Genomic DNA, 21392 nt, shown 5'->3' with positions numbered 1-21392 from the left:
GGGAAGAAGGAAAAACTTTTACATCATGAACAAAAAAGAAGATTTTACCCGCCACGTAGTGCGATAAAAATTGCCGACTCGATATCTGAAACCCCTGTTTTGAAATACGGGGTTCCCTTTCCCTTTTCCCCCTTGCCCTTTCCCCCTCTTTTTCATGCCACTTACTCTCCTTTTCCAAAAAAAGAGGCTAGCGCCAAAGAAAAAGACTCGCGATGCTTACTGCTATCAGCATCGCAGTTGCTTTTATAGCAGGTTTTCCCAAAGAATACAAGTCACAATAGTTTTATATTTGTTGCCTGACTTTGCCTTTCGTATTAAAATCTTGAAGTAATGCTTCATGGTGAATGCAGTCAAACGTTCAATTCGGATATTCAAAGATGCGCCCCTGCATGTCTGATTTTCTATATCACCCTACAGAATTTATCTTATTCCATTTCCAACCCCTTTTTGCGGTGGATTGTACTTAGGGTATGTGGGGGCGGGCGATCGCTTAGGTGCGATCGCATCACTAGTTAACTATCTAGTGGGTGCAAAGAGTTGGCTCGTATGTCATCCTAGATTTATGAGAGTTAATTTAGTGATGTCTTTGGTTTTAGTATTGAAAGGCTTTTTCCTTTTAGTATTTACAGACTTCTGAGAGAAATTAAAATCTCTACACAGTGATGATTTTGGAGAGAATCGATGTCAATTTATGTAGGTAACCTCTCTTATGACGTTACACAAGAAGATTTAAGTGGTATTTTTGCAGAATATGGTACTGTAAAGCGCGTTCAAGTACCTACTGACCGTGAAACAGGTCGTCCGCGCGGCTTTGCTTTTGTGGAAATGGGAACTGAAGCTGAAGAAACTGCTGCCATTGAAGCTCTCGACGGTGCTGAGTGGATGGGTCGTGACTTGAAAGTTAACAAAGCTAAACCCAAGGAAGACAGAGGTGATAGAGGTTCCTTTGGTGGTAACAGAGGAGGATACGGCAACCGCGGCGGTGGCAGTGGCGGACGGTACTAACCTTGGAAACAAAAACTTACCAAGAGTCTTAAGGTCAGACAAACAAGAGTCTGTCTTTTTTTTGTAATGTTACCGCCTGCATAGCCATTGATGAAGTCAACTTAGTAGGAGAAATAATGACCCAAGTAATTGTAGGTGACAATGAACACATTGAGTCAGCTTTACGACGATTTAAACGAGAAGTTTCCAAGGCGGGAATTTTTCCAGACATGAGAAAGCATCGTCATTTTGAAACACCCTTAGAAAAACGCAAGCGCAAAGAAGTTGCCAAGCACAGACAAAGTAAGAGAAGTTTTCGTAATTAAGGGCTGAGATACAGCAGAATTCAGTGAGTCAGAAGTCAAACAGGCTTTATACCTTGCTTTGAGACGCAAGCTTGTGTACTTCACCTTCCTTGAAATTCGTTGTAAATATGAATGAATTCCCTCATAGAATCTATGGGGGTTTTCCTTTTATCTATTTTCAAATCAGGAAACCTAAAGAAACGCTAAAATCAAGTCAGCCTTTGTATTGTAGCGGTTGTGTCCCACATCACTCAGAGTGCGGTTCACTGCATAAATCCTGATTGTCAACGTCCTTATCCTCAGCCTTGGGGAAACAAATTTTGCAACAGCTGTGGCGCACCGCTAGAGTTGTTAGACCGCTATGTTCCACTTCAGTCCTTGGGATCGGGAGGATTTGCTCAAATCTACACAGTTTGGGATGAAAAAACTCAAACAGAGAAAGTGTTGAAAGTATTGGTAGAAGATTCGCCGAAGGCACTGGAGTTATTTACCCAAGAGGCGGCGGTTTTATCCGGTTTGCACCATCCAGGTGTCCCCAGAGTCGATGCCGAAGGATATTTTCAGATACAACTGTTTAACCCCAAACCGCACCAACTCCCTTGTCTGGTAATGGAAAAAATCAATGGGCAGACTTTAGAGGAGATATTAAAAAACTTTCCCCAAGGGTGTCCAGAGAATTTGGTTTTAAATTGGTTTGCCCAAGCAGTGCAGATTTTACAAGAATTACACAAACGTCAGATTCTTCACCGAGATATCAAACCTTCTAATTTAATGCTGGGTACTTCGTCATCTGTAACCCCGTCTCCAGGGCAAGCAGAAGGCGATCGCTTGGTGTTAATTGATTTTGGTGGAGCGAAACAATTTAGTGCCTCTAAGGTGCGTTCTGTGTCCAGTTCCACGCGATTATTTTCTTCTGGCTACAGTCCACCAGAACAAGTGACTGGAGGTATTGTTGGACCAAGTGCCGATTTTTATGCTCTTGGTCGAACGGTGATTGAACTACTAACAGGCAAATACCCGCTAGAGTTGGAAGATCGGCAAACGGGTAAATTGCGCTGGCGAACTGTGGTGAATGTCAACCCGCAACTAGCAGATTTGCTGGATGAGATGGTGCAGGAGGATGTGCGATCGCGTCCAGCCAATGCAGCTATAATTCAAAAACGTTTGGCGAAGATTTCTCAACCATTACCGCCACCAGGGTTATTTGCTCAACTGCAAGACAAGATTAAGCAAGCCTCAACGCAAGTTTCCCAGAGATTTACACTGATAACACAAGCTATTGAACAAGTTTTAGTTAACTTTAGCCTAGCTGTCACCAAAACCGTTATTTTTATCGCTCAGACAATCATCAAAATTTTCCGAGCTTGTTTGGCGACGATTTGGGCGATGATCCTGAGTACTATCGGCGCTTGTTTTGGTGCGATCGCCGGTTTTATTTTGGCCTATCGCACCAGCTTGGGGCCTCAGGTTGTGGAATTGATTGGGAGTCAGCTAAATCAATTAGTACCAAATACTCAACCCGTCTTCGGGGCAGATATTTTGGTATTCGTCGCCGCAGGCTGGGGAACCGCGTGGGGATTAACAGTATCCGGGTGTTTTGGTCAACGGCGGCGGTTTTTAGTGGCTTCCCTGATGGGCATGATTAGCTATGGCTTTGGCTGGTTGATTTTGCAATTAATCACCCCAAAAGATAGCGGCGAGGGCTTAGTAGCTGTGATTTTAGTAGCAGTTTGCCTACTCACCTTGAGTTTAGGACTTCGCAGCCATCATGTAGTGTACGCTGTGTTCGCGGCCTTTGGCAGTGCGATCGGTTATGCAGTTTTGATTCTTTTGAATTTAGCACCCCCAATTTTCCAATTTGCCAGTCAACCAGCTTGGTCAGCATTAAAGTTACCTCTGACTTTTTTTGGCTCTGTAGGCTTCTTTATCAGCTTCTGGTTAGGAGTGAGTTATTACCTAATTGTTCCTGGACTGCGCTTTTTAGGATGGCGGTGAAGAAGGCAGGGGAGCATACTTCGACTACGCTCAGTAACCGTGGGAGCAGGGGGATGTGGTTCGACTGCGCTCACCAACCGGGAGATAAGGGAGACAAGGGGACAAGGGAGACAAGGGGACAAGGGAGACAAGGGGACAAGGGAGACAAGGAGATAAATAAAACTCCTAACTCAGCACTGGCTAAACGCCGAGCTTCGCTAACAGCACTCTTAACGCCCAATGCCCCATTCCCAATGCCCAAAAACAAGATCCCCCTAGTCGTATTTTTCATCGAGCTAGGGGGATCACATATTTGGTAGTCTATAATTGGTTCGGTATAGTTCCTTACGATTTGATTCTATAGCCTATATTTCCGTTTGAGTAGTGTTAATACTATAATTTATAGTATTTTTACAGCTTCTTAATCAATGCTTCATCCCTGTACTTCCTTAGAGAAGCGGTATATGTAAGGATGACAGTACGTGATGTTCGTAACTTGTCATTTTTGTAAATATCAGTAAAAAATATGAAACTTAAGATTATTGCCAGCGTCTCCCTGTTAGCTTGTTTAGGGTTTGCAGAGCAGGCTCTTGCATTAAATCAGCTAGACTTGGATCAGTTGAAGGCAACAAGTGCCTGTCCTCGGTGTAATTTGAGTGGCGCTGACCTCACTAGGCTGAATCTAACTGGAGCAAATTTGCGAGGGGCTGACTTGAGCGGCGCTACATTATCTCAAGCTAATCTCACAAATGCCGATCTCACCGGTGCAAATTTAGAAGGTGCGATTCTGAATTCGGCGAATCTCAATGGTGCTTCTTTAACTGGAGCAAATTTAAAATCAGCATCCCTGGAAAATGCCGATCTGTCTTTTGCCGGTTTTATCAGCGCCAATTTAGAAGCAGCAAACTTAAAAGATGCCATATTGCAATTTACTAATTTTCGAGGGGCTAACTACCGACTAACAACTCTGGCTAATGGTGTCGTTACCTCCGACAAACCCTATGGCTGGTCGTTAGAGCGTCAAAATCCCAGAGAATGTAACGAGTTTAAACCCGAAAATACTCGAGGCACAACCTGCTATTCAAAATAAACTGGGGCATTGGGCATTGGGAATGGGGCGTTAGGAGTGCTGAGTTAGGAGTTAAGAGTTAGGAGTTAGGAGTTAGGAGTTTTGTTTATCTCCTTGTCCCCTTGTCCCCTTACTCCCTCATCTCCCGGTTGGTGAGCGCAGTCGAACCACATCCCCCTGCTCTCTGCCCCCTGCTCCCTGCTCCCCTGCCTCCCTTATCCTTGTATAGCAAAAGCATTTTGTTTGTTAACAGTTCTTTATCATGGGAAAAAAGCCTAGCCTATAGATTAATTAAATCGATGCTTACCCATATAAAAGACTTAGCAGCAAAACTAGCGCCCCGCTTAATTGAAATTCGCCGCCATATCCACTCTCATCCAGAACTCAGTGGGCAAGAGTATCAAACAGCAGCCTTTGTTGCTGGTGTTTTGTCTTCCAGTGGACTGCACGTACAAGAAGGAGTTGGTAAAACGGGCGTGATTGGAGAACTTCAAGGCACTGGCCAAAATGACCGTTTATTGGCAATTCGCACTGATATGGATGCCTTGCCAATTCAAGAGGGTACTAATTTAGAATATGCCTCTCGTACAGATGGGATTATGCACGCTTGCGGTCACGATGTTCATACTACTGTAGGGTTAGGAACGGCAATGGTGCTGTCCCAAATGACTGAGGAATTAGGTGGGAAAGTGCGGTTTTTATTTCAGCCAGCCGAGGAAATTGCTCAAGGGGCAAGCTGGATGGTGAAAGATGGGGCGATGGAAAATGTCTCAGCTTTATTAGGGGTTCATGTTTTCCCTTCTATACCCGCAGGTTCTATTGGCGTGCGTTACGGGGCATTAACAGCCGCCGCTGATGATTTAGAGATTCTGATTATGGGAGAATCTGGACACGGGGCGCGTCCCCATGAGGCGATTGATGCGATTTGGATTGCTTGCCAAGTGATTACGGCACTGCAACAAGCTATCAGCCGGACACAAAATCCTTTGCGTCCTGTAGTATTGAGTATCGGGAAGATTAATGGTGGCAGAGCGCCGAATATAATTGCTGATAAAGTGCAATTATTGGGAACAGTGCGATCGCTCCATCCCGTAACCCGTGCCCATCTCCCAAACTGGATTGAAAACATTGTATCTAATGTTTGCCATACCTACGGAGCAAAGTATCAAGTCAATTATCGCCAAGGTGTACCCAGCGTCCAAAATGATTACGCCCTGACGCAATTGTTACAATCAGCCGCAGAAGAAGCTTGGAGTAGCGATCGCGTTCAAGTACTACCCGAACCTTCCCTTGGTGCTGAAGATTTTTCTATATATTTGGAACACGTCCCCGGTTCTATGTTTCGCTTGGGTGTCGGCTACAAAGAAAGAATCATAAATCACCCTTTACACCATCCCCAATTTGAAGTCGATGAATCTGCAATTATCACCGGGGTTGTAACTATGGCATACACCGCTTATAAATACTGTCAGCAACATTTGTAAACAAAAACTCCCAGCAGATAAACGCTGGGAGTTTTTGTTTAATTAACCTTTTTTAGCGGATATAGAATGCTTTTAAGCATTCTACGCATTGGATTCGCTAACAACGCCTAATTTTTCTTGAATTTTGGTCTTAGCGGCTTTGAATTCAGTAGCCAGTTGCTCGCTTTCATCGCTGCTCAAGTTGTTACGAATAGCAGCAAACATTGTGCTTTCTTCTTGACGAATATGGTCGCCAACAGCTTCCATCAGCTGTCTAACTCGATCTTTGAATTCAGATGAAGAAGGACTAATACCCTTAATTTGGTCTAACACTTGCTTCATTTCAGCTTGTTCGTCAAACAATTCTTGGGTGTTATCTTGACCGTAGAAAGGACGTACTCGTGGGTAAACTACTTCCTCTTCAGCTTCAGCGTGAGCATTTAAATCCTTATAAATTTGACCGAAGTACTCTTGGATCTTTTGTGGATCGTTGCTTTGCAGTAGTTCGGTGAATAAGGTATTTACCTTGTTGTGATCGAGGCGGATAACATCTTGGATATTTAGATCCTTTTTGTCACTGTTTTGGGTGACAGCACTACCAACTACACCACTGACTGCGGCCATAGCGTCTTGAACACGTGCCCAAATTCCTTGATCTGCATCTTGTCCGGTGAGTTCGCGGACACCCAGAATTTCCAGAATGCCTTTGAGTTGCTCTTGGTGGGCGCGGTTCTCAAAGTTAATGGTATTTAATGGCCCGATCGCTAGCAACACATCAGCGCCAACTTTTTGAGCAGCTTTGTGAACTATCAAGCCACTCATTACTATTTGATGTTTCAGCAATTCATGCTGAGAGACTTTCTCATACAGGCTTAACTCAGAACCTTTGAACAATTCGCGAGCTTTTTCAATGAATTGTGTAACATTTTGTTTGGGTTCAGCCTGAATCCCATATTGACCAATTACGGTTTCCAAAACACCAAGGTTTTTTTGATCGTCATTGATAAAATTTCGGATGCGATCGGCAATTTCAGCATCAAGCCCTTGCGTCAAAAGCGATTGTTCATTTTCGATGACCAACTGTTGCAGAGCTTTAAGACTTGCAAGTTTTACAGCAATAGCATTGCGTTTCGTATCATCTAAAGTAGTAACCATCCGTGTTCTCCTCGGCAAAGTGTTCGTAATTCTTACTTGATATAACCTTGACACAGGGGTTAGGGAGATTCCATCTTTCTTTTGAGCGATCGCGCTCACAACTCTGGGTAGAGAAAAAAACTTTTCGTTAGAGAAAATTGAAGCGATCGCTTCAATTTTAGATTGCAATTAAATCAAGCATTTTAGTATGACATTCAAATTGAATAAATTACCTATTTGAAAGCAATCTATATCTTTAGAATGACAATTAACATCAAGAAAACTACTTCTTATTCAAGAGGGCAAAATCGTAACCAGTTCCACTAGAGCAAGACTCACAACGCTCAATTTTGACAAGCATTGCTTCTCCTTGACGCTCCCCAGATGCCGAAAACTGAATCATTCCGGTTGCACCAGATGTTGAAAAATTGGGATTAGACAATACCCTTTGTAATCCTTCGCGGGTACTATCTTTTTTTAAACCAGCAATTATTGCTTGGAGTGCATCATAAGCTCCTGCTGTTCTCTGATTTACTTGTGCATTCCAAAGTTGAAAGGCATTTTTTGCAAAGGGGTTATCTTTATTAGCATCACGATGCCAATACACAGGTAATACCATTCCTTCGAGATCCTTGCCATTTTGCAAAGTTGTAGCACTGTACATAGTTTCAGATGCAAACAGTGGCTTTCTACCTTTAACTTCTTGTGCTACTTTGGTGGCAAAGTATATATTTCTGATTGAAGGCATTAGTAAAAAGCCACTTGCATTTTCTGTTTCTATGGCTTTATCTACAAAAGCTTTCGGATCAAAATTCTTATCTGCTAAATTGCAAGGCGTACTAATAACGTTGCTGCCATAATTTTTGATAGCTTGAGTGTACTTTTCTACGAGTATCTGATTTGATGAAGAGGTTGGATTATCTCTTGAATTACGAACATCGCCACAAATAGCAATATTCCTTGCTTGTCGAGCAATGTAGCGAGAATGAGTATCTACTAAATTATCATATAAGGGATTTACGTGAAATAAGTAGTTATTTGTGGAACTATTAGGCTGACTATTTAATGTATTATTATTTAACTTTCCTGGATTTTCTGCTTGATTTGGTAGCTCGACGGGTAAGACTAAAACCAAACCTTTCTCTTTATATATTTCTGCGTTACGTCTAACGCCCACAGCAGCTACAAGGCTTTGATCTTCAACTAATTCATTATCTAGCCGTGCAGAATCTTCTCTATTATCAGCACTTGCAATTACAATTTGCAATTTTTTACCATTAATTCCTCCTTGGGTATTAACTTCATTTTGAGCTTGAGCTACACCGCGTAAAATCTCTTCTGCTAAACTAGGATCGAAGTTAATTGGTGCGACGATCGCAACTTTTATAGCTGATGAATTATCTCGCGCTATTTTGGCATTATTTAAATAAATTAAAGTTTCTGGGTCATTGCGATTATTTTTCAGAGAATCAGTAAACTTTTTAACGGCAGTGACGTAATCTTTTTCAGCAAAAGCTTTAACTCCATCTGTTTTTTCAGGGGATGTTTGCACTTTCACTAAAATCCTAGTACCTAAATTCAGTAATGACGACTTATTTGTAAATGAAGATGAAGTTTGTGTGGGGTTTGATGGTGTTGTTACGATAGTAGAAGATACTTTATTAATTAACCATAAAATAGCTGCTACCATTACCCCAGCCAGACCCAAAGAAATAAGTAGTCTCAAGTTTTCTTTTTTATTTATCATGAATAATTACCAATCTTTTACAAAATTTATCTTAATATAGAGATTTATGACAATTGAACAAAACCAAAAAACTAAAGATATTTAGCAATCAGGTTGTTGATTATTTCAGATATGCCCACAATAATAACTGTTAATAAACCTGCTAGAATAACTAGCAATCCTACAAGTAACATCCCATTTAAACCAGCTTTAAAAAGATTATTAGTTAAGAGATTTCTGAAAATAAAGACAACGAGTAAATTGGCGATGATAGCAATAACAATTAAATAAGCTTTTTCTAGAATTGGGCGAGATTGAATAAAGATTAATCCTCCTAAAATGAGCAACCACAATCCAGAGCTAATCCAAGTCGTTCCAAGAAAACTTATAAGTGCGATCGCTAAAAATGAACTACCCGATCCAGCTATTATTGCTCCAGACAATAATCTCCTGTTAGATAATTGTGGTAGATATCGAGTTGATTGATATTGATTTTGCGGTTGCGTTCTTGATGGTAGAGTAGGTGGAATAACAGTAGGAGGTGATGTATACCTTAGCGCTGGCAACTTCTTCAAGTCTTGTAAGACAGCCTGTGCAGATTGATAACGCTGTTCGTGATTTTCTTGTAGACACTTGTTAAGAATCATCTCTAATTCTTGACTTATAGGTTGCGTTAAATACTGCCGCCAACTAGAAGTCCAACCATAGCCTTGTTTCATCCACAAACTCGAAGGAGAAATATTGGTCAGCAGTTGAAAGCAAGTTATTCCTAAACTGTAAATATCACTAGACAGAAAAACTTTACCCGTTTGCATTTGCTCAATTGGTGCATAACCCAAAGAACCAATAATTGTCCCGATCGTAGTGTTTGTAGGTTCCGTTTTTTGTTTTGCCACCCCAAAATCAATTAGTACTAACTTCCCATCATTTTGACGACGAATAATATTTTCTGGTTTAATATCTCGGTGAATTACTTGTTGTTGATGGATGTCTACCATTACGGATAATAAATCATTTAAAAAATCTCGAATTTTGGCTTCATCAAAAACTCCCTGTTGTTTTAACTCTTGCAACAGATTTTGCCCTTCGATAAACTGCTGCACTAAATACAGATATTCAGCTTCCTTAAAATATGCATATAAATTGGGAATTTGGACATGTTCTCCTAGTTCTTTGAGACGTTTAGCTTCTCGTTCAAACAACTCAGTCGCTTTTTTATGTGCCTGACTACCCTGACTGGCATAAAATTGACTTAGAACCAGCTGCTTAACAACACATCGTTCATTGAGCTTGTCTATATCTTCTGCAATATATGTGCGTGAAAAACCTCCTCTTCCTAATGGTGCGATGATTCGGTAACGATTTCTCAATAGCGATACCAACTGTGTGCCACAACTGAGGCAGAAATTTGCCCCGTCAGGATTTTTGGGATTCTCGCAATTAGGATTTAGGCAGCAGACCATATAACTATCGCTGTCATTTTATTAGTTTTTAGGATATACCTTAAATTCTCTAGAAGCGTTACATTGTAAAGTCTCTACATAGATAATGACGTAGGCGTAGCCCGCACTTCTCTACGAGACGCTCTTGCTAGCTTGCTTCCACGAAGTGGTACGACAAGCTTAGTGACCATCGTAGACATCGCTTCTTACTCTCCTAAACAATTGACCTCGCTCTACATTGTGAGAATTCTGTGTAAGTTGAATATTTTTGTAGAGATACCCACCCCATTCTAGTCAATAAAAACCAGGCTTGGCGATCGCTTCTCTATCGATCCCAAACACGAAATAACCTGACTTTTAGCAGCCAGGAACTTCATCTCTGTGTGACAAAGATCGCACTTTTCACCAAAGTATTTCAATGACAAAATTCCTCTATGCGAATCAACCGCAATTCTCAAAAGCAATACAGCCCTTCAGTTAACACCTGTTTGTCACAGAAGCTTTTTTATCCCACGAACGCCGTAATTACCACACATCTCGATTGTGGGGTTTACAAAACTCCCCGCAATTGTGACGATTACGCTAGAATTATTAAAGGTTCTTTACAGAATTTGCCGATCCTTCTCAATTCTGTTAAAACAGCCTAGCATTCAAATGTAAATCTTATAAACACCCTCTAGAGTTCACCAAAAGCTTCTATGACGCTCCCAATTCGCAACGTCGCCATTATCGCCCACGTTGACCACGGCAAAACCACGCTGGTTGACGCACTTCTCAAACAATCCGGCATTTTCCGCGAAGGCGAAGACGTTCCGGATTGCGTTATGGACTCCAACGCCCTAGAACGGGAACGGGGTATTACTATCCTGTCCAAAAATACAGCAGTTCGCTACAAAGAAACACTAATTAATATTGTTGATACTCCTGGACACGCTGACTTTGGTGGCGAAGTTGAACGGGTACTTGGCATGGTTGACGGATGTCTGCTGATTGTCGATGCCAATGAAGGCCCCATGCCCCAAACACGCTTTGTTCTGAAAAAAGCTTTAGAAAAAGGGCTGCGTCCCATCGTTGTCATCAACAAAATCGATCGCGGTCAAGCTGACCCCCACGTTGCAGTTGATAAAGTCTTGGATCTGTTCTTGGAATTAGGCGCAGATGAAGACCAATGTGATTTTCCTTATCTGTTCGCCTCCGGGATGGGAGGTTTTGCCAAAGAAACATTGGAAGCAGAATCGGTAGACATGCAACCTTTGTTTAACGCGATTTTGAAACACGTTCCATCACCAGTGGGCGATCGCAATAAGCCTCTACAATTACAAGTCACAACCCTAGATTATTCTGAATATCTGGGACGGATTATCATTGGCAGAATTCACAATGGTACTATCCGCTCAGGACAACAAGCCGCTTTAGTTACAGAAAATGGCACCATTGTCAAAGGTAAAATTACCAAGTTGATGGGCTTTGAAGGACTCAAGCGCGTAGACTTGGAAGAAGCAACCGCAGGTTATATTGTGGCGGTGGCTGGTTTCGCCGATGCTTATATTGGGGAAACGATTACCGATCCTAACGAACCCCAAGCTTTACCACTAATTAAAGTAGATGAACCAACTTTGCAAATGACCTTCTGGGTGAATGATTCACCCTTTGCTGGTCAAGAAGGCAAGTTGGTAACATCAAGACAAGTGCGCGATCGCCTATTCCGCGAACTTGAAACCAACGTGGCTTTGCGTGTCGAAGAAACCGATTCTCCCGATAAATTCCTCGTTTCCGGTCGTGGAGAACTCCACCTGGGTATCTTAATTGAAACCATGCGCCGGGAAGGCTTCGAGTTTCAGGTATCTCAGCCACAGGTTATTTACCGCGAAGTCAACGGTCAACCTTGCGAACCTTACGAACTCTTGGTGTTAGACATTCCTGTTGATGCTGTGGGTAGCTGTATCGAACGCCTGGGACAACGCAAAGGCGAAATGCAAGATATGCAGCCTGGTAGTGGCGATCGCACCCAACTAGAGTTTGTCATTCCCGCCCGTGGTTTGATTGGTTTCCGGGGTGAATTCATGCGGATGACTCGTGGCGAAGGCATCATGAACCACAGCTTCTTAGATTACCGTCAACTGAGTGGCGATATTGAAGCCCGTAACAAAGGTGTTTTAATCTCCTTTGAAGAAGGCGTTTCTACCTTCTACGCCATGAAAAACGCCGAAGATAGAGGAGCATTCTTTATTACTCCCGGCACAAAGGTTTACAGAGGCATGATTGTCGGCGAACACAATCGTCCGCAAGATTTGGAACTGAATATCTGTAAAACCAAGCAGTTAACCAACCACCGCGCTGCTGGTGGCGATGAACTAGTGCAACTGCAAGCACCAATAGACATGAGCCTAGAACGTGCTTTGGAATACATTGGCCCCGATGAATTGGTAGAAGTTACACCCCAATCAATTCGTCTGCGGAAGATGTCGAAGAAGTTGGCGAAACGCTAAGTAAAGCAATAACTTAATTAATTTAGAAAGTCCGCATCAGCGGGCTTTTTATTTTGTTATCTACTGCATTTTGTTTAAATTATTGCGCATCAAATAGAAGTGCAATCTAAACTGCATTGACGTTATATGTGAGGAAATTTTGGGCATTCTATAAATAGAATTTGCTGATTAAATTCTTCACAATATAATTGCACATCTAGCAATGAAATCTAAATTGTATACATCTCAAGTTATTGCTACTGCTAACCGTATTGATGTAACTAAACTTCCTTGGGTTTTATATATTGATAAAAAATCACTTCCTACCTTCGGTGGTATTTATTTTGTAGGCAGTGATCAAGAGCCTACAGCTTATATTGGTCAAGCCGGATGTTTCAAAACTCGTTTTATTGGACATCATCGAAAAAATGCTTTTGAGCAACTGGTTAAAGAATATGGTAAAAAATGTGTCAGAGTCCGCTATTGGCAAGCACCATTAATGCCTAAATGCGAATTAGTACCTTTCCTGTCTCAACTAGAGAGTTATTTAATAGAAAATTCCAAAACAAGGTATAACCACACAGCAAATTCTTTGCCTAAAACACCATTTGCATCTAGACAACGCACTTATTATCACCCTATATATGTCCAGTTAAATAAGTTAGGTGAATACTATGTACCAAAGTCTTCAGATCGAACGGCAGGATTCTACTTCAGTCTTCAAAAAATCCACATGGCTGAAAATGCTATTAAATATCATTCTCCAACATTTATAATTTCCAGTGGTACTTGGAAAGATGCTTTATACGAATATGATAATAATCTTAATTCAGAGTGGAAGCAATACTCAACACTATATTTCTTAGAAGTAAGATTTCAAGCGCGTTGGATTAACTATGTTGGTCAGGGTGGCATAGAAGATTATGTTCTCTGTGGCGATCAGGCTACTTTCCATCGTATTTTCTTAAATGAGCACCCAGGCTTTAAGGAATTCTCAATTAAGTATTTAAGAACGGGACTAACAAATTGCAGTAAATCAGATTTTTGTGAAACTCTGCTGGGTTTAACAAAAGCACCTATATGAGATTGGCACAGGCTTATAATACAGCTGCTCAAGTTGTTGGTAAAGACAGAACGCTAGCCAGTAGGCACTCTTACACAAAGCGCTCGCCCTTGCCATGCATTTAGTCAAATCCTTGAGTCAAAATGAAGAGGACTGAAAAAGGCAATTATCATGACTATTCGTGAAACTGCGATCGCTCTTAGTGCTGCTTTGATTTCACCAAAATTAGATAATACTGCTATCTTTAAGGTAAATAATTTTCATCTAATAATTGTACAAGAGTGTAAGGACATTTTTCTAAAAAAATATTTAAATCGGTTTTAATTTTCACAAACTCAACTGCACTTTGATAAATATTCTCTAAATCATCCTGTAACTTTTTTGTTAAATTCGTTGTTAAATGATTATTTAAGTCATATCTAAAAGTTTTAATTTCTCCAATCCAATGACGATAGTTTCTCTCATATTCAATCTGCCAATATTGGAGTAACAATATATGAATAATAATTTGCCTTAAAAGACCTTTTGCTTTAGCTAAATCTCTTTTACCCAAACTGATTAATTCCTCAATTAAGTTTTCTAAATCAAGCTGGCTAAACTGTTTTTGTTTTAATAATTCAATAGTTTCTTCTAACCATAAATTCTCATCGGTTTCATAGAGTTGTTTTAGTTTGGTAGTAATTGTCATTTTTTTACCTTCTACATACATTCCATAATTTAACTATATACAATTATAAATTTACAGATTTTCACACAAAGCGATCGCCGATTAAAAATTATCAATATATTTTGTTAGAAACATTAATTGATTTGCCATACCCTCGGCTTCTACACGTATGCGATCGCTCTTGTCAATTCCCATCACTGAGACAAAAGCGATCGCGTGGTTTGATAACTATTCTCCAAGTTACTCTTGAGATAATAATGGCTCAAATAATTGGTAAGCCTCATAGTTCCGAAAATGTCGAGTATATAAATCAACAATATCCTCAGATGAATCAAAATCATCATACAAAACTGAATTCACGTCTACTATTTGCTGTAAAGACCAAGTAATAGTTTCTTCATTTTCATTTGTATAGCTGACACTTTCATTTTTCCCATGATTCAAAGCTTTTGCTTTTGCTTCCTCCAAAGAAGCGGCTTTAATCAAGACAAAGCTTTCTTGGTACAAAGGTTGATAATCAGGTTTATCTGAAGATGATTTGTAGAGAATTATAGCAATATAGAAGGATTCTGCTTGATTTGCACTTTCAGTTTTCATCTCATGTTCTCCACGGCTACTTTTTAAATCTATTATCATTCAATAATTTCCAAGCTTTTTTACCAATAGCCGATTTGTTTTTCTTGATGTCTTCTAAATAAGAGTTCAGAAACTCACTGGGAAACTCCCGCCTAATCGATGCTTTTCGGCACACACTAATAAAAGTATCAGCAAACAAACTTAAGTTGTCGTTGGCTTCACAACTAGCATCTGGTCTAAATTGGCTTATTAGTAAGGATTGCTGAGATAAACTTGGATTGCTGTAATTATAGGTTAAAGCCTGGGAGTAAGCAGCAATAGATTGCACAAACAATCCCATAGTTAACAGACTGACCAGTGTTTTTTGCAGCATATAGTTGAAAAATAGCCGACTATTTCTGTTTTCATAAGAAGATAGTGAATTAATATTACCGCCTAAACCAACTACGTACCCAATGCCATAACCGACGACAATTTCATCATAAATTTTTGTAGCCAGCATCGATTTACCTGTGCCACCGATGCCTTCTATACCAATTAAAAAGGTATTTTCATCAATTAACCATTGCTGTATTTGGGCGATTTCTGCTGTTCTTCCTTGCCAGTAAGCCAAACTTTTACCGGGATTCCCTGCTTTGAGAACCCCCGGCGATTCTGGTGGAGAGATTTGTTGCAATCGCTCTAGTATTGGTTGTACATCGTCAACAATAAATTTGACTTCTGCTGCATTTAACTGCCCTACCATAGTCACTTTACTGTCACCGTGGGCAGTGGCATTCATTTCAATGTTGTTCGGGTTACTGGGGCTGGGTTCCTCTACCATTGCTTAGAGTAGGTAGAAATTTTGCTTGATATTGTGGCTGTGAACTCGGTCGTTCCTGTTTAGAACTCGGCTGTTCCTGTTTAGAACTCGGCCGTTCCTGCTTAAAACCCGGCCGTTCCTGTTTAAAACCCGGCCGTTCTTGTTTGGAACCCGGCCGTTCTTGTTTGGAACTCGGTCGTTTCTGCTTAAAACCCGGCCGTTCCTGTTCGGAACCCGGCCGTTCCTGCTTAAAACCTGGCCGTTCCTGTTTGGAACCCGGCCGTTCCTGCTCAGAACTCGAAACATCAAAATTTTTAGGGTAGGCAGTACTCTATCCACCCTATTCAATTAAAAACTTACTTGGTTTGCGTCAATCTTCCCAACTTGCTTCACCGTACTTTGGTCGTAAGCATTAGCACTGACCTGAATATTGTCTCCGGGTTTGTCAGTCGATGTTTGCAAAATCTTAGCTATTTCGTCTGCAAGTGCTGTATCCGCTTCTAAAATCTTCTTGAGTTGCACCCGCAAACTTGCTTGTAAATCTTCATCCTCTGGCTTTTGTGCCACATCCGTTGCTGCTTCGTTTGCTGCTTCTTTCGCCTCTACTTTGGGATGTAACTTAGCCCAAATAGCTTTGGCTTTATTCCAAACATCCTCACCTACTTTTTGAGATGCCCCTTCTACGGCTTTGTTACCCACATTCAACAGAAATGGCAGACAGGGAGCGAGAAATTTAACGAGTAAAGCTATATCCATTGATTTATGATGTCTATCTCACAAATGTACATTTTTATTGAGTATAATTAACGCTTCTTCCCCTATCACCTTGAAGCGAAATTTAGCCCAATAATCGCTGCCACGTTAGTTCTTTTGTCACTTCATCCCAATGCCAGCGTAATAAATTAGCAGGTTGACTTTTGGTAATTCCAGGCAAACCAATCGCTCGTCTAGGTGCATCCGTAGCTAGTAAAATGGCAGTCTCTACATCACAAATCCCCCACTTCACCAAATTCTGCACTCCCACTAATAAAGGTAAAGTCGTCCCTGATAAGGTGCCATCGGCTAGTCGTGCCGTACCGTTTTTAACTTCTATTTCCCGACTGTCCCAAGGATACACGCCATCGGGTAGCCCCAGAGGTGAAAGGGCATCACTGACGAGGAACAGCCCTTTTTCTTCATAGCTAGCGCGAAGTAATATTTGCAGCATTGTGGGCGAAACGTGTTCGCCATCAGCAATAAAACCACACATCACATCAGAATGGGTAATTGCTGCCCCTAATAATCCTGGTTCGCGGTGATGCAATGGTGGCATGGCATTGAAAGCATGAGTTACCATCGTTGCACCGAGTTCAAAAGCAAGTTGCGCTTGGGCTGATGTTGCCTGAGAATGTCCTAAACTAACGGTAATTCCCAAAGAACGCAAATATGGAATTACTTCGCCAGTGGGATCTAACTCCGGCGCTAAGGTGATGACTTTCACAACGCGGGCATAATCTCCCAAAACCCGCCTTACCTCGTCAATTGTTAAGGGTAACAAGTACTCTGCTGGGTGTGCGCCGCGCTTATGGTAATTCAAACATGGGCCTTCTAAATGGACTCCGAGAATCTTGGCACCAGCTTGTTGACAGGGGATAATATCAGCAATCACAGCAAGCGATCGCTGAATATTTTCTACTGAAGTTGTTACAAGTGTCGGTAAAAATCCATCTACCCCGACATCCCACAAAAATTGCGTTATTTTCTGGAGTACATGAGCATTTTCAGCCGTTAAATCAGGAAATGCCAAACCCAATGCACCGTTAATTTGCAAATCAACGCCACCCAATGAAATCCAGTCACCTGCAACATTGATCGCAGATGCACAGATGTCTTTCCCGACTGTATCCATTGGCAAAATTTGCTCTATTATGCCCTCTTGATTAACCAAGAGCATCTGCAAATCTTTGTAACCAGGCACTCTAGCATTGATAATATCTACAGGATTTTGTGTTGCTTGGGTCATCACACTGAGGAGAAGATAGCTAAATCTCTCCGATTTTAGATGAAACAACCGACGATTAATCCAAAATCCAAAACTTGTACTGAGTTTCGACTGCGCGGTAATCGAGCGAAGTCGAGATTCAACTACCGCGAAGTCGAAGTATCCAAAATCCAAAATTCTATGGCTCCCCTAGTTGGTATTATCATGGGCAGCGATTCCGATTTGCCCACTATGAAAGATGCGATCGCAGTTTGTGAAGAATTTGGTATTGAGAGCGAAGTAGCGATCGTTTCGGCTCACCGCACCCCAGAACGCATGGTGCAATATGCTCAACTTGCACACCAACGCGGTATTAAGGTAATTATTGCAGGTGCTGGTGGTGCTGCCCATTTACCTGGAATGGTAGCGTCTTTAACTCCCCTTCCTGTGATCGGTGTTCCTGTACCCACTCGGAACTTACAAGGCGTAGATTCTTTGTATTCTATTTTACAGATGCCTGGTGGTATTCCTGTGGCAACAGTAGCGATCGGTAATGCCAAAAATGCCGGTCTTTTAGCAATACAAATCCTCGCAACTCATCAACCAGAATTGTTAGAAAAAGTGCAACAATATCGTCAAACCTTATGTGAATCAGTAATTGCAAAGCAAGCAAAATTAGAACAACTAGGCTATGAACAATATTTACAGCAGATGTTTTAATAAATATTAATACCAGAGCAGCAGGGAAGATCGGGGAGCAGGGGGCAGGGAGCAGGGAGCAGGGGAGGCAGGGGGCAGGGAGCAGGGGAGCAGGGGAGCAGGGGAGCAGGGAGATGAGGGAGATGAGGGAGTGAGGGGACAAGGGGATAAACAAAACTCATTACTCATTACTCATTACTCATTACTCATTACTCATTACTCATTACTCATTACTCAACACTGTTTTGACCAATGACCAATGACAAATGACCAATGACAAATAACAAATGACAAACCAAACTATTCAAATTGTTGCCCGTATTATTGCTTTGCCTAACAAAGTAGAAGAACTAAAAGCTGTACTGTTGGAACTTATTGAGCCAACCCGTCAGGAAGCAGGTGCGATCGAGTATAAACTTTTGCAAAACCAATACGATCCAACAGACTTTACTTTTGTAGAAGAGTGGACTTCTGATGAAGCCCTGAATACTCATCTAGATTCACCCCATTTCCAAGCGGCCGCAGCTAAACTCGAAGGTTTAGTGACTGCTGCACCAGATATCCGCCGTTACCATCTTTTGGCATAGTGTCATCATCCTAACTAGAAGCAGACTCTTTATTTTTGGGGATCGTTTGGCATATCTCAGCCTTAAATTCTAAGATTGAAGCGATCGCTCCAGAATCAATGCAGCATTCTGAAGTATCTTGATCCTGAGACCTTAGTCAAAAATTGAGAGCTAATGTGCCAATTGCTCGGAATGAATTGCAATGTTCCAACGGATATTTGCTTTTCTTTTGAAGGGTTTTCTGCACGGGGAGGAAAAACGGATGACCATAGCGATGGTTGGGGCATTGCTTTCTTTGAAGGAAAGGGATGTCGAATGTTTTTAGACGCTCAACCTTCTGTTGCTTCTCCGGTAGCTGAGTTTGTGCGGAGTTATCCCATCCACTCAACCCATGTCATAGCCCATATCCGCAAAGCTACTCAGGGTGAAATTGCCTTACACAATTGCCATCCTTTCCGCAGAGAATTGTGGGGCCAGTATTGGGTGTTTGCCCACAACGGTAATTTGCCAGATTTTGATCCAGAAAATTTGGGCTTTTATCAAGCCGTAGGTGATACCGATAGTGAAAAAGCATTCTGTACGATCCTAGAAACATTGCGATCGCGCTTTCCTAAAGGTAAGCCCGATATCAAGGAACTGTACTTTGTGCTGCAAGAAATTACTGCTGTAATTGCGAAAGTAGGTATATTTAATTACTTATTATCAGATGGAGAACACTTTTTTGCCTACTGCTCAACTAAACTCAGCTACATTGTTCGCCAAGCGCCCTTTGCTGCTGCCCATTTAATTGACCAAGACATGACCGTAGATTTTCGGGAAGTGACTACTGAACGCGATCGCGTCGCTGTCATTGCTACCACGCCCCTGACTGACAATGAAGTTTGGACACAAATTCAACCAGGGGAATTACTAGTTTTTCAGGACGGGCTACCCCTGAAATATGCATTCAGTTAATCATAAATATTTGTTCGATTTTTCCCATTTAGATAATTTCTAAATGGGTTTTGTTTTTGATGCTATTTATATTGTAATACATACAGTTCATAATCATACCAATTGAAAAAAGAATGCGACAAATAGATCATTTGTAGAGACGCGATTTATCGCGTCTTTAGCCAAGGATATGTTGTAATCATTAATTGAATTGGTATCACCAATCAAACCCTGATGTAGAGACATTATTTATCGCTTATTGAAAGACCAATTATCTACACCAATAACTCTCGATCGCACAGTATTGGATGTGGCTCACTGTTGTAATTTATCAATTTATATAAAGTCCCCCAACTTAGTTGTTACCAATATATAAAATTTACCATTTATCTTGGTATAAAATTATAAGTTTACACGGAATTATATTTATATTAATATAATTCCAAAAAGCTGTATCTCCTTCAGATTAGGGGCTTTAGATATCTTTTATCTACTGCAAGCATTCTGTAAAAAAATGTATTTATAACAACATAAAGATCGAATCTCTAATGAATGCTATCCAATTATTTTTACTCATTGCAGTTTTCTTTCTCACAAGTGTTATAAGTGTCATTACAGGAAGCACTTCTTTAATTACCGTCCCTGTAATGTTTCAATTGAGCATTGAACCGCGTATTGCTCTTGCCACTAATATGCTGGCATTAACTTTTATGAGTGTTGGTGGTACATTGCCTTTTATTGGTAAAAAAGCAATTGACCACAGGCGCTTGCCAATAATGATTTTATTAACCCTTTTAGGCTCAATTATCGGTGCATTACTTGTTTTAGTTGTACCTTCAAAATCGATGCCTCTGATTATCTCGATTTTGATGATTGTAGTTACCGTCTTTTCAATCACCAATCGGAATGCTGGAATCGTTTCAAAAATAGGGAAACCCTCACCAATAGCAGAAATTGGTGGATATGTGGCAACTTTTGTGCTTGGTGTTTATGGTGGTTTCTTTAGTGGAGGCTATATCACTATGCTCACAGCAGTTTATGTCAGTCTATTTCGGATGACATTTGTGCAGGCGATCGCAAACACAAAGTTTATCAACATTTTTTCTTCGTTAATTGCCACCATTATTTTCTTTATGCAGGGAATAGTTGATTACAAACTAGGTATTATTCTGAGTATTACTATGTTCATTGGTGGAGTTGTTGGATCGCGGGTTGCTCTCAGACTCAGTAACCTCTGGTTGCGCCGTATATTTCTCACTACAGTAATTTCTCTTGCACTCAAGACGTTATTTGATTTTGTTGCACTGCGTTGAACGAAGCCGATATCTACGATGGTCACTGAAGCTCACTCGAAGTGCGGGCTACGCCTACGCTAGATTAGCTATTCTATAGCAAGTTGCTTGATGCAGCAGATAGTTGATTGCGATGCCTACGAAGGGCTGCGCCTATGCAATTTGATAGTTGAAAGTAAAAGCATTTTTAATTTTTCACAGAACTGGTAAAATCACCATGTTCTTGATAAAGAATGTGAGGTTTTTTGGTGTTTGCAACTAGATACATG

Annotated in this window: 19 protein-coding genes; 11 read left to right on the top strand and 8 right to left on the bottom strand. The window is 41.1% G+C overall.

The features are described 5' to 3' along the window. Window positions 1–681 precede the first annotated feature (681 nt). From NSTC731_RS28740 to NSTC731_RS28720, 5 genes are all read left to right on the top strand, one after another. Complete coding sequence (locus NSTC731_RS28740; RefSeq protein ID WP_445627927.1) at window positions 682–1005, top strand: RNA recognition motif domain-containing protein; 324 nt, start codon at window positions 682–684, stop codon at window positions 1003–1005. 116 nt (window positions 1006–1121) lie between these two features. Further along, window positions 1122–1310, top strand: coding sequence for a 30S ribosomal protein S21 (gene rpsU / locus NSTC731_RS28735; protein WP_012407716.1), 189 nt, complete (start codon window positions 1122–1124; stop codon window positions 1308–1310). 216 nt (window positions 1311–1526) lie between these two features. Then, window positions 1527–3284, top strand: a complete 1758-nt coding sequence (locus NSTC731_RS28730; protein ID WP_445627926.1) for a serine/threonine protein kinase — start codon at window positions 1527–1529, stop codon at window positions 3282–3284. 505 nt (window positions 3285–3789) lie between these two features. Beyond that, window positions 3790–4353 carry a pentapeptide repeat-containing protein gene (locus NSTC731_RS28725; RefSeq protein ID WP_445627925.1) on the top strand — a complete coding sequence of 188 codons (564 nt, stop codon included), beginning with the start codon at window positions 3790–3792 and terminating at the stop codon, window positions 4351–4353. 278 nt (window positions 4354–4631) lie between these two features. Further along, on the top strand, window positions 4632–5816 hold the full coding sequence (locus NSTC731_RS28720) for a M20 family metallopeptidase (RefSeq protein ID WP_445627924.1): 1185 nt from the start codon (window positions 4632–4634) through the stop codon (window positions 5814–5816). An 81-nt stretch (window positions 5817–5897) separates the two neighbouring features. On the opposite strand, the gene NSTC731_RS28715 is transcribed toward NSTC731_RS28720, so the two are convergent. The 3 genes from NSTC731_RS28715 to NSTC731_RS28705 form a co-directional block, all read right to left on the bottom strand. Next, window positions 5898–6950: a hemerythrin domain-containing protein gene (locus tag NSTC731_RS28715; RefSeq protein WP_445632193.1), complete on the bottom strand. Its 1053-nt coding sequence runs from the start codon at window positions 6948–6950 to the stop codon at window positions 5898–5900. A 262-nt stretch (window positions 6951–7212) separates the two neighbouring features. After that, window positions 7213–8676, bottom strand: a complete 1464-nt coding sequence (locus NSTC731_RS28710) for an ABC transporter substrate-binding protein (protein ID WP_445627923.1) — start codon at window positions 8674–8676, stop codon at window positions 7213–7215. Between the two features lie 71 nt (window positions 8677–8747). Then, window positions 8748–10118 carry a protein kinase domain-containing protein gene (locus NSTC731_RS28705; RefSeq protein ID WP_445627922.1) on the bottom strand — a complete coding sequence of 457 codons (1371 nt, stop codon included), beginning with the start codon at window positions 10116–10118 and terminating at the stop codon, window positions 8748–8750. 677 nt (window positions 10119–10795) lie between these two features. On the opposite strand from NSTC731_RS28705, the gene typA reads away from it, so the two are divergent. Both typA and NSTC731_RS28695 read left to right on the top strand, forming a co-directional pair. Then, complete coding sequence (typA, locus tag NSTC731_RS28700; protein ID WP_445627921.1) at window positions 10796–12586, top strand: translational GTPase TypA; 1791 nt, start codon at window positions 10796–10798, stop codon at window positions 12584–12586. A gap of 202 nt (window positions 12587–12788) precedes the next feature. Further along, on the top strand, window positions 12789–13649 hold the full coding sequence (locus tag NSTC731_RS28695) for a hypothetical protein (protein ID WP_445627920.1): 861 nt from the start codon (window positions 12789–12791) through the stop codon (window positions 13647–13649). A 223-nt stretch (window positions 13650–13872) separates the two neighbouring features. Here NSTC731_RS28695 and NSTC731_RS28690 read toward each other — a convergent pair whose 3' ends face one another. The 5 genes from NSTC731_RS28690 to nagA all read right to left on the bottom strand — a co-directional run bounded on the left by NSTC731_RS28690 (window position 13873) and on the right by nagA (window position 17675). Continuing rightward, entirely contained in the window at window positions 13873–14316 is a 444-nt protein-coding gene (locus tag NSTC731_RS28690; RefSeq protein WP_445627919.1) for a DUF29 domain-containing protein, read from the bottom strand. 219 nt (window positions 14317–14535) lie between these two features. Further along, on the bottom strand, window positions 14536–14892 hold the full coding sequence (locus NSTC731_RS28685) for a DUF4288 domain-containing protein (RefSeq protein ID WP_445627918.1): 357 nt from the start codon (window positions 14890–14892) through the stop codon (window positions 14536–14538). A gap of 16 nt (window positions 14893–14908) precedes the next feature. Further along, on the bottom strand, window positions 14909–15694 hold the full coding sequence (locus tag NSTC731_RS28680) for a hypothetical protein (RefSeq protein ID WP_445627917.1): 786 nt from the start codon (window positions 15692–15694) through the stop codon (window positions 14909–14911). Window positions 15695–16021: 327 nt separating this feature from the next. Beyond that, window positions 16022–16429 (bottom strand): hypothetical protein, encoded by a 408-nt coding sequence (locus NSTC731_RS28675; RefSeq protein WP_445627916.1) that lies wholly within the window; start codon window positions 16427–16429, stop codon window positions 16022–16024. An 82-nt stretch (window positions 16430–16511) separates the two neighbouring features. Next, the gene (gene nagA, locus NSTC731_RS28670) at window positions 16512–17675 is read right to left on the bottom strand and encodes an N-acetylglucosamine-6-phosphate deacetylase (RefSeq protein ID WP_445627915.1); all 1164 of its coding nucleotides are present in this window, start codon (window positions 17673–17675) and stop codon (window positions 16512–16514) included. 159 nt (window positions 17676–17834) lie between these two features. Between nagA and purE the strand changes: the two genes are divergently transcribed. The 4 genes from purE to NSTC731_RS28650 all read left to right on the top strand — a co-directional run bounded on the left by purE (window position 17835) and on the right by NSTC731_RS28650 (window position 21144). Then, on the top strand, window positions 17835–18353 hold the full coding sequence (gene purE / locus NSTC731_RS28665; protein ID WP_445632192.1) for a 5-(carboxyamino)imidazole ribonucleotide mutase: 519 nt from the start codon (window positions 17835–17837) through the stop codon (window positions 18351–18353). A 266-nt stretch (window positions 18354–18619) separates the two neighbouring features. After that, window positions 18620–18919, top strand: coding sequence for a putative quinol monooxygenase (locus NSTC731_RS28660; RefSeq protein WP_445627914.1), 300 nt, complete (start codon window positions 18620–18622; stop codon window positions 18917–18919). Between the two features lie 153 nt (window positions 18920–19072). Continuing rightward, entirely contained in the window at window positions 19073–19852 is a 780-nt protein-coding gene (locus NSTC731_RS28655) for a class II glutamine amidotransferase (protein WP_445627913.1), read from the top strand. A gap of 527 nt (window positions 19853–20379) precedes the next feature. Then, a complete protein-coding gene (locus NSTC731_RS28650; RefSeq protein WP_445627912.1) occupies window positions 20380–21144 on the top strand; it encodes a sulfite exporter TauE/SafE family protein in 765 nt (254 codons plus the stop codon). The last annotated feature ends 248 nt before the right edge of the window (window positions 21145–21392 follow it).

The sequence above is a fragment of the Nostoc sp. DSM 114167 genome (assembly GCF_052692655.1).
Note: the sequence above shows the minus strand (reverse complement) of the source record. Positions and strands in the feature narration are given on the sequence as shown.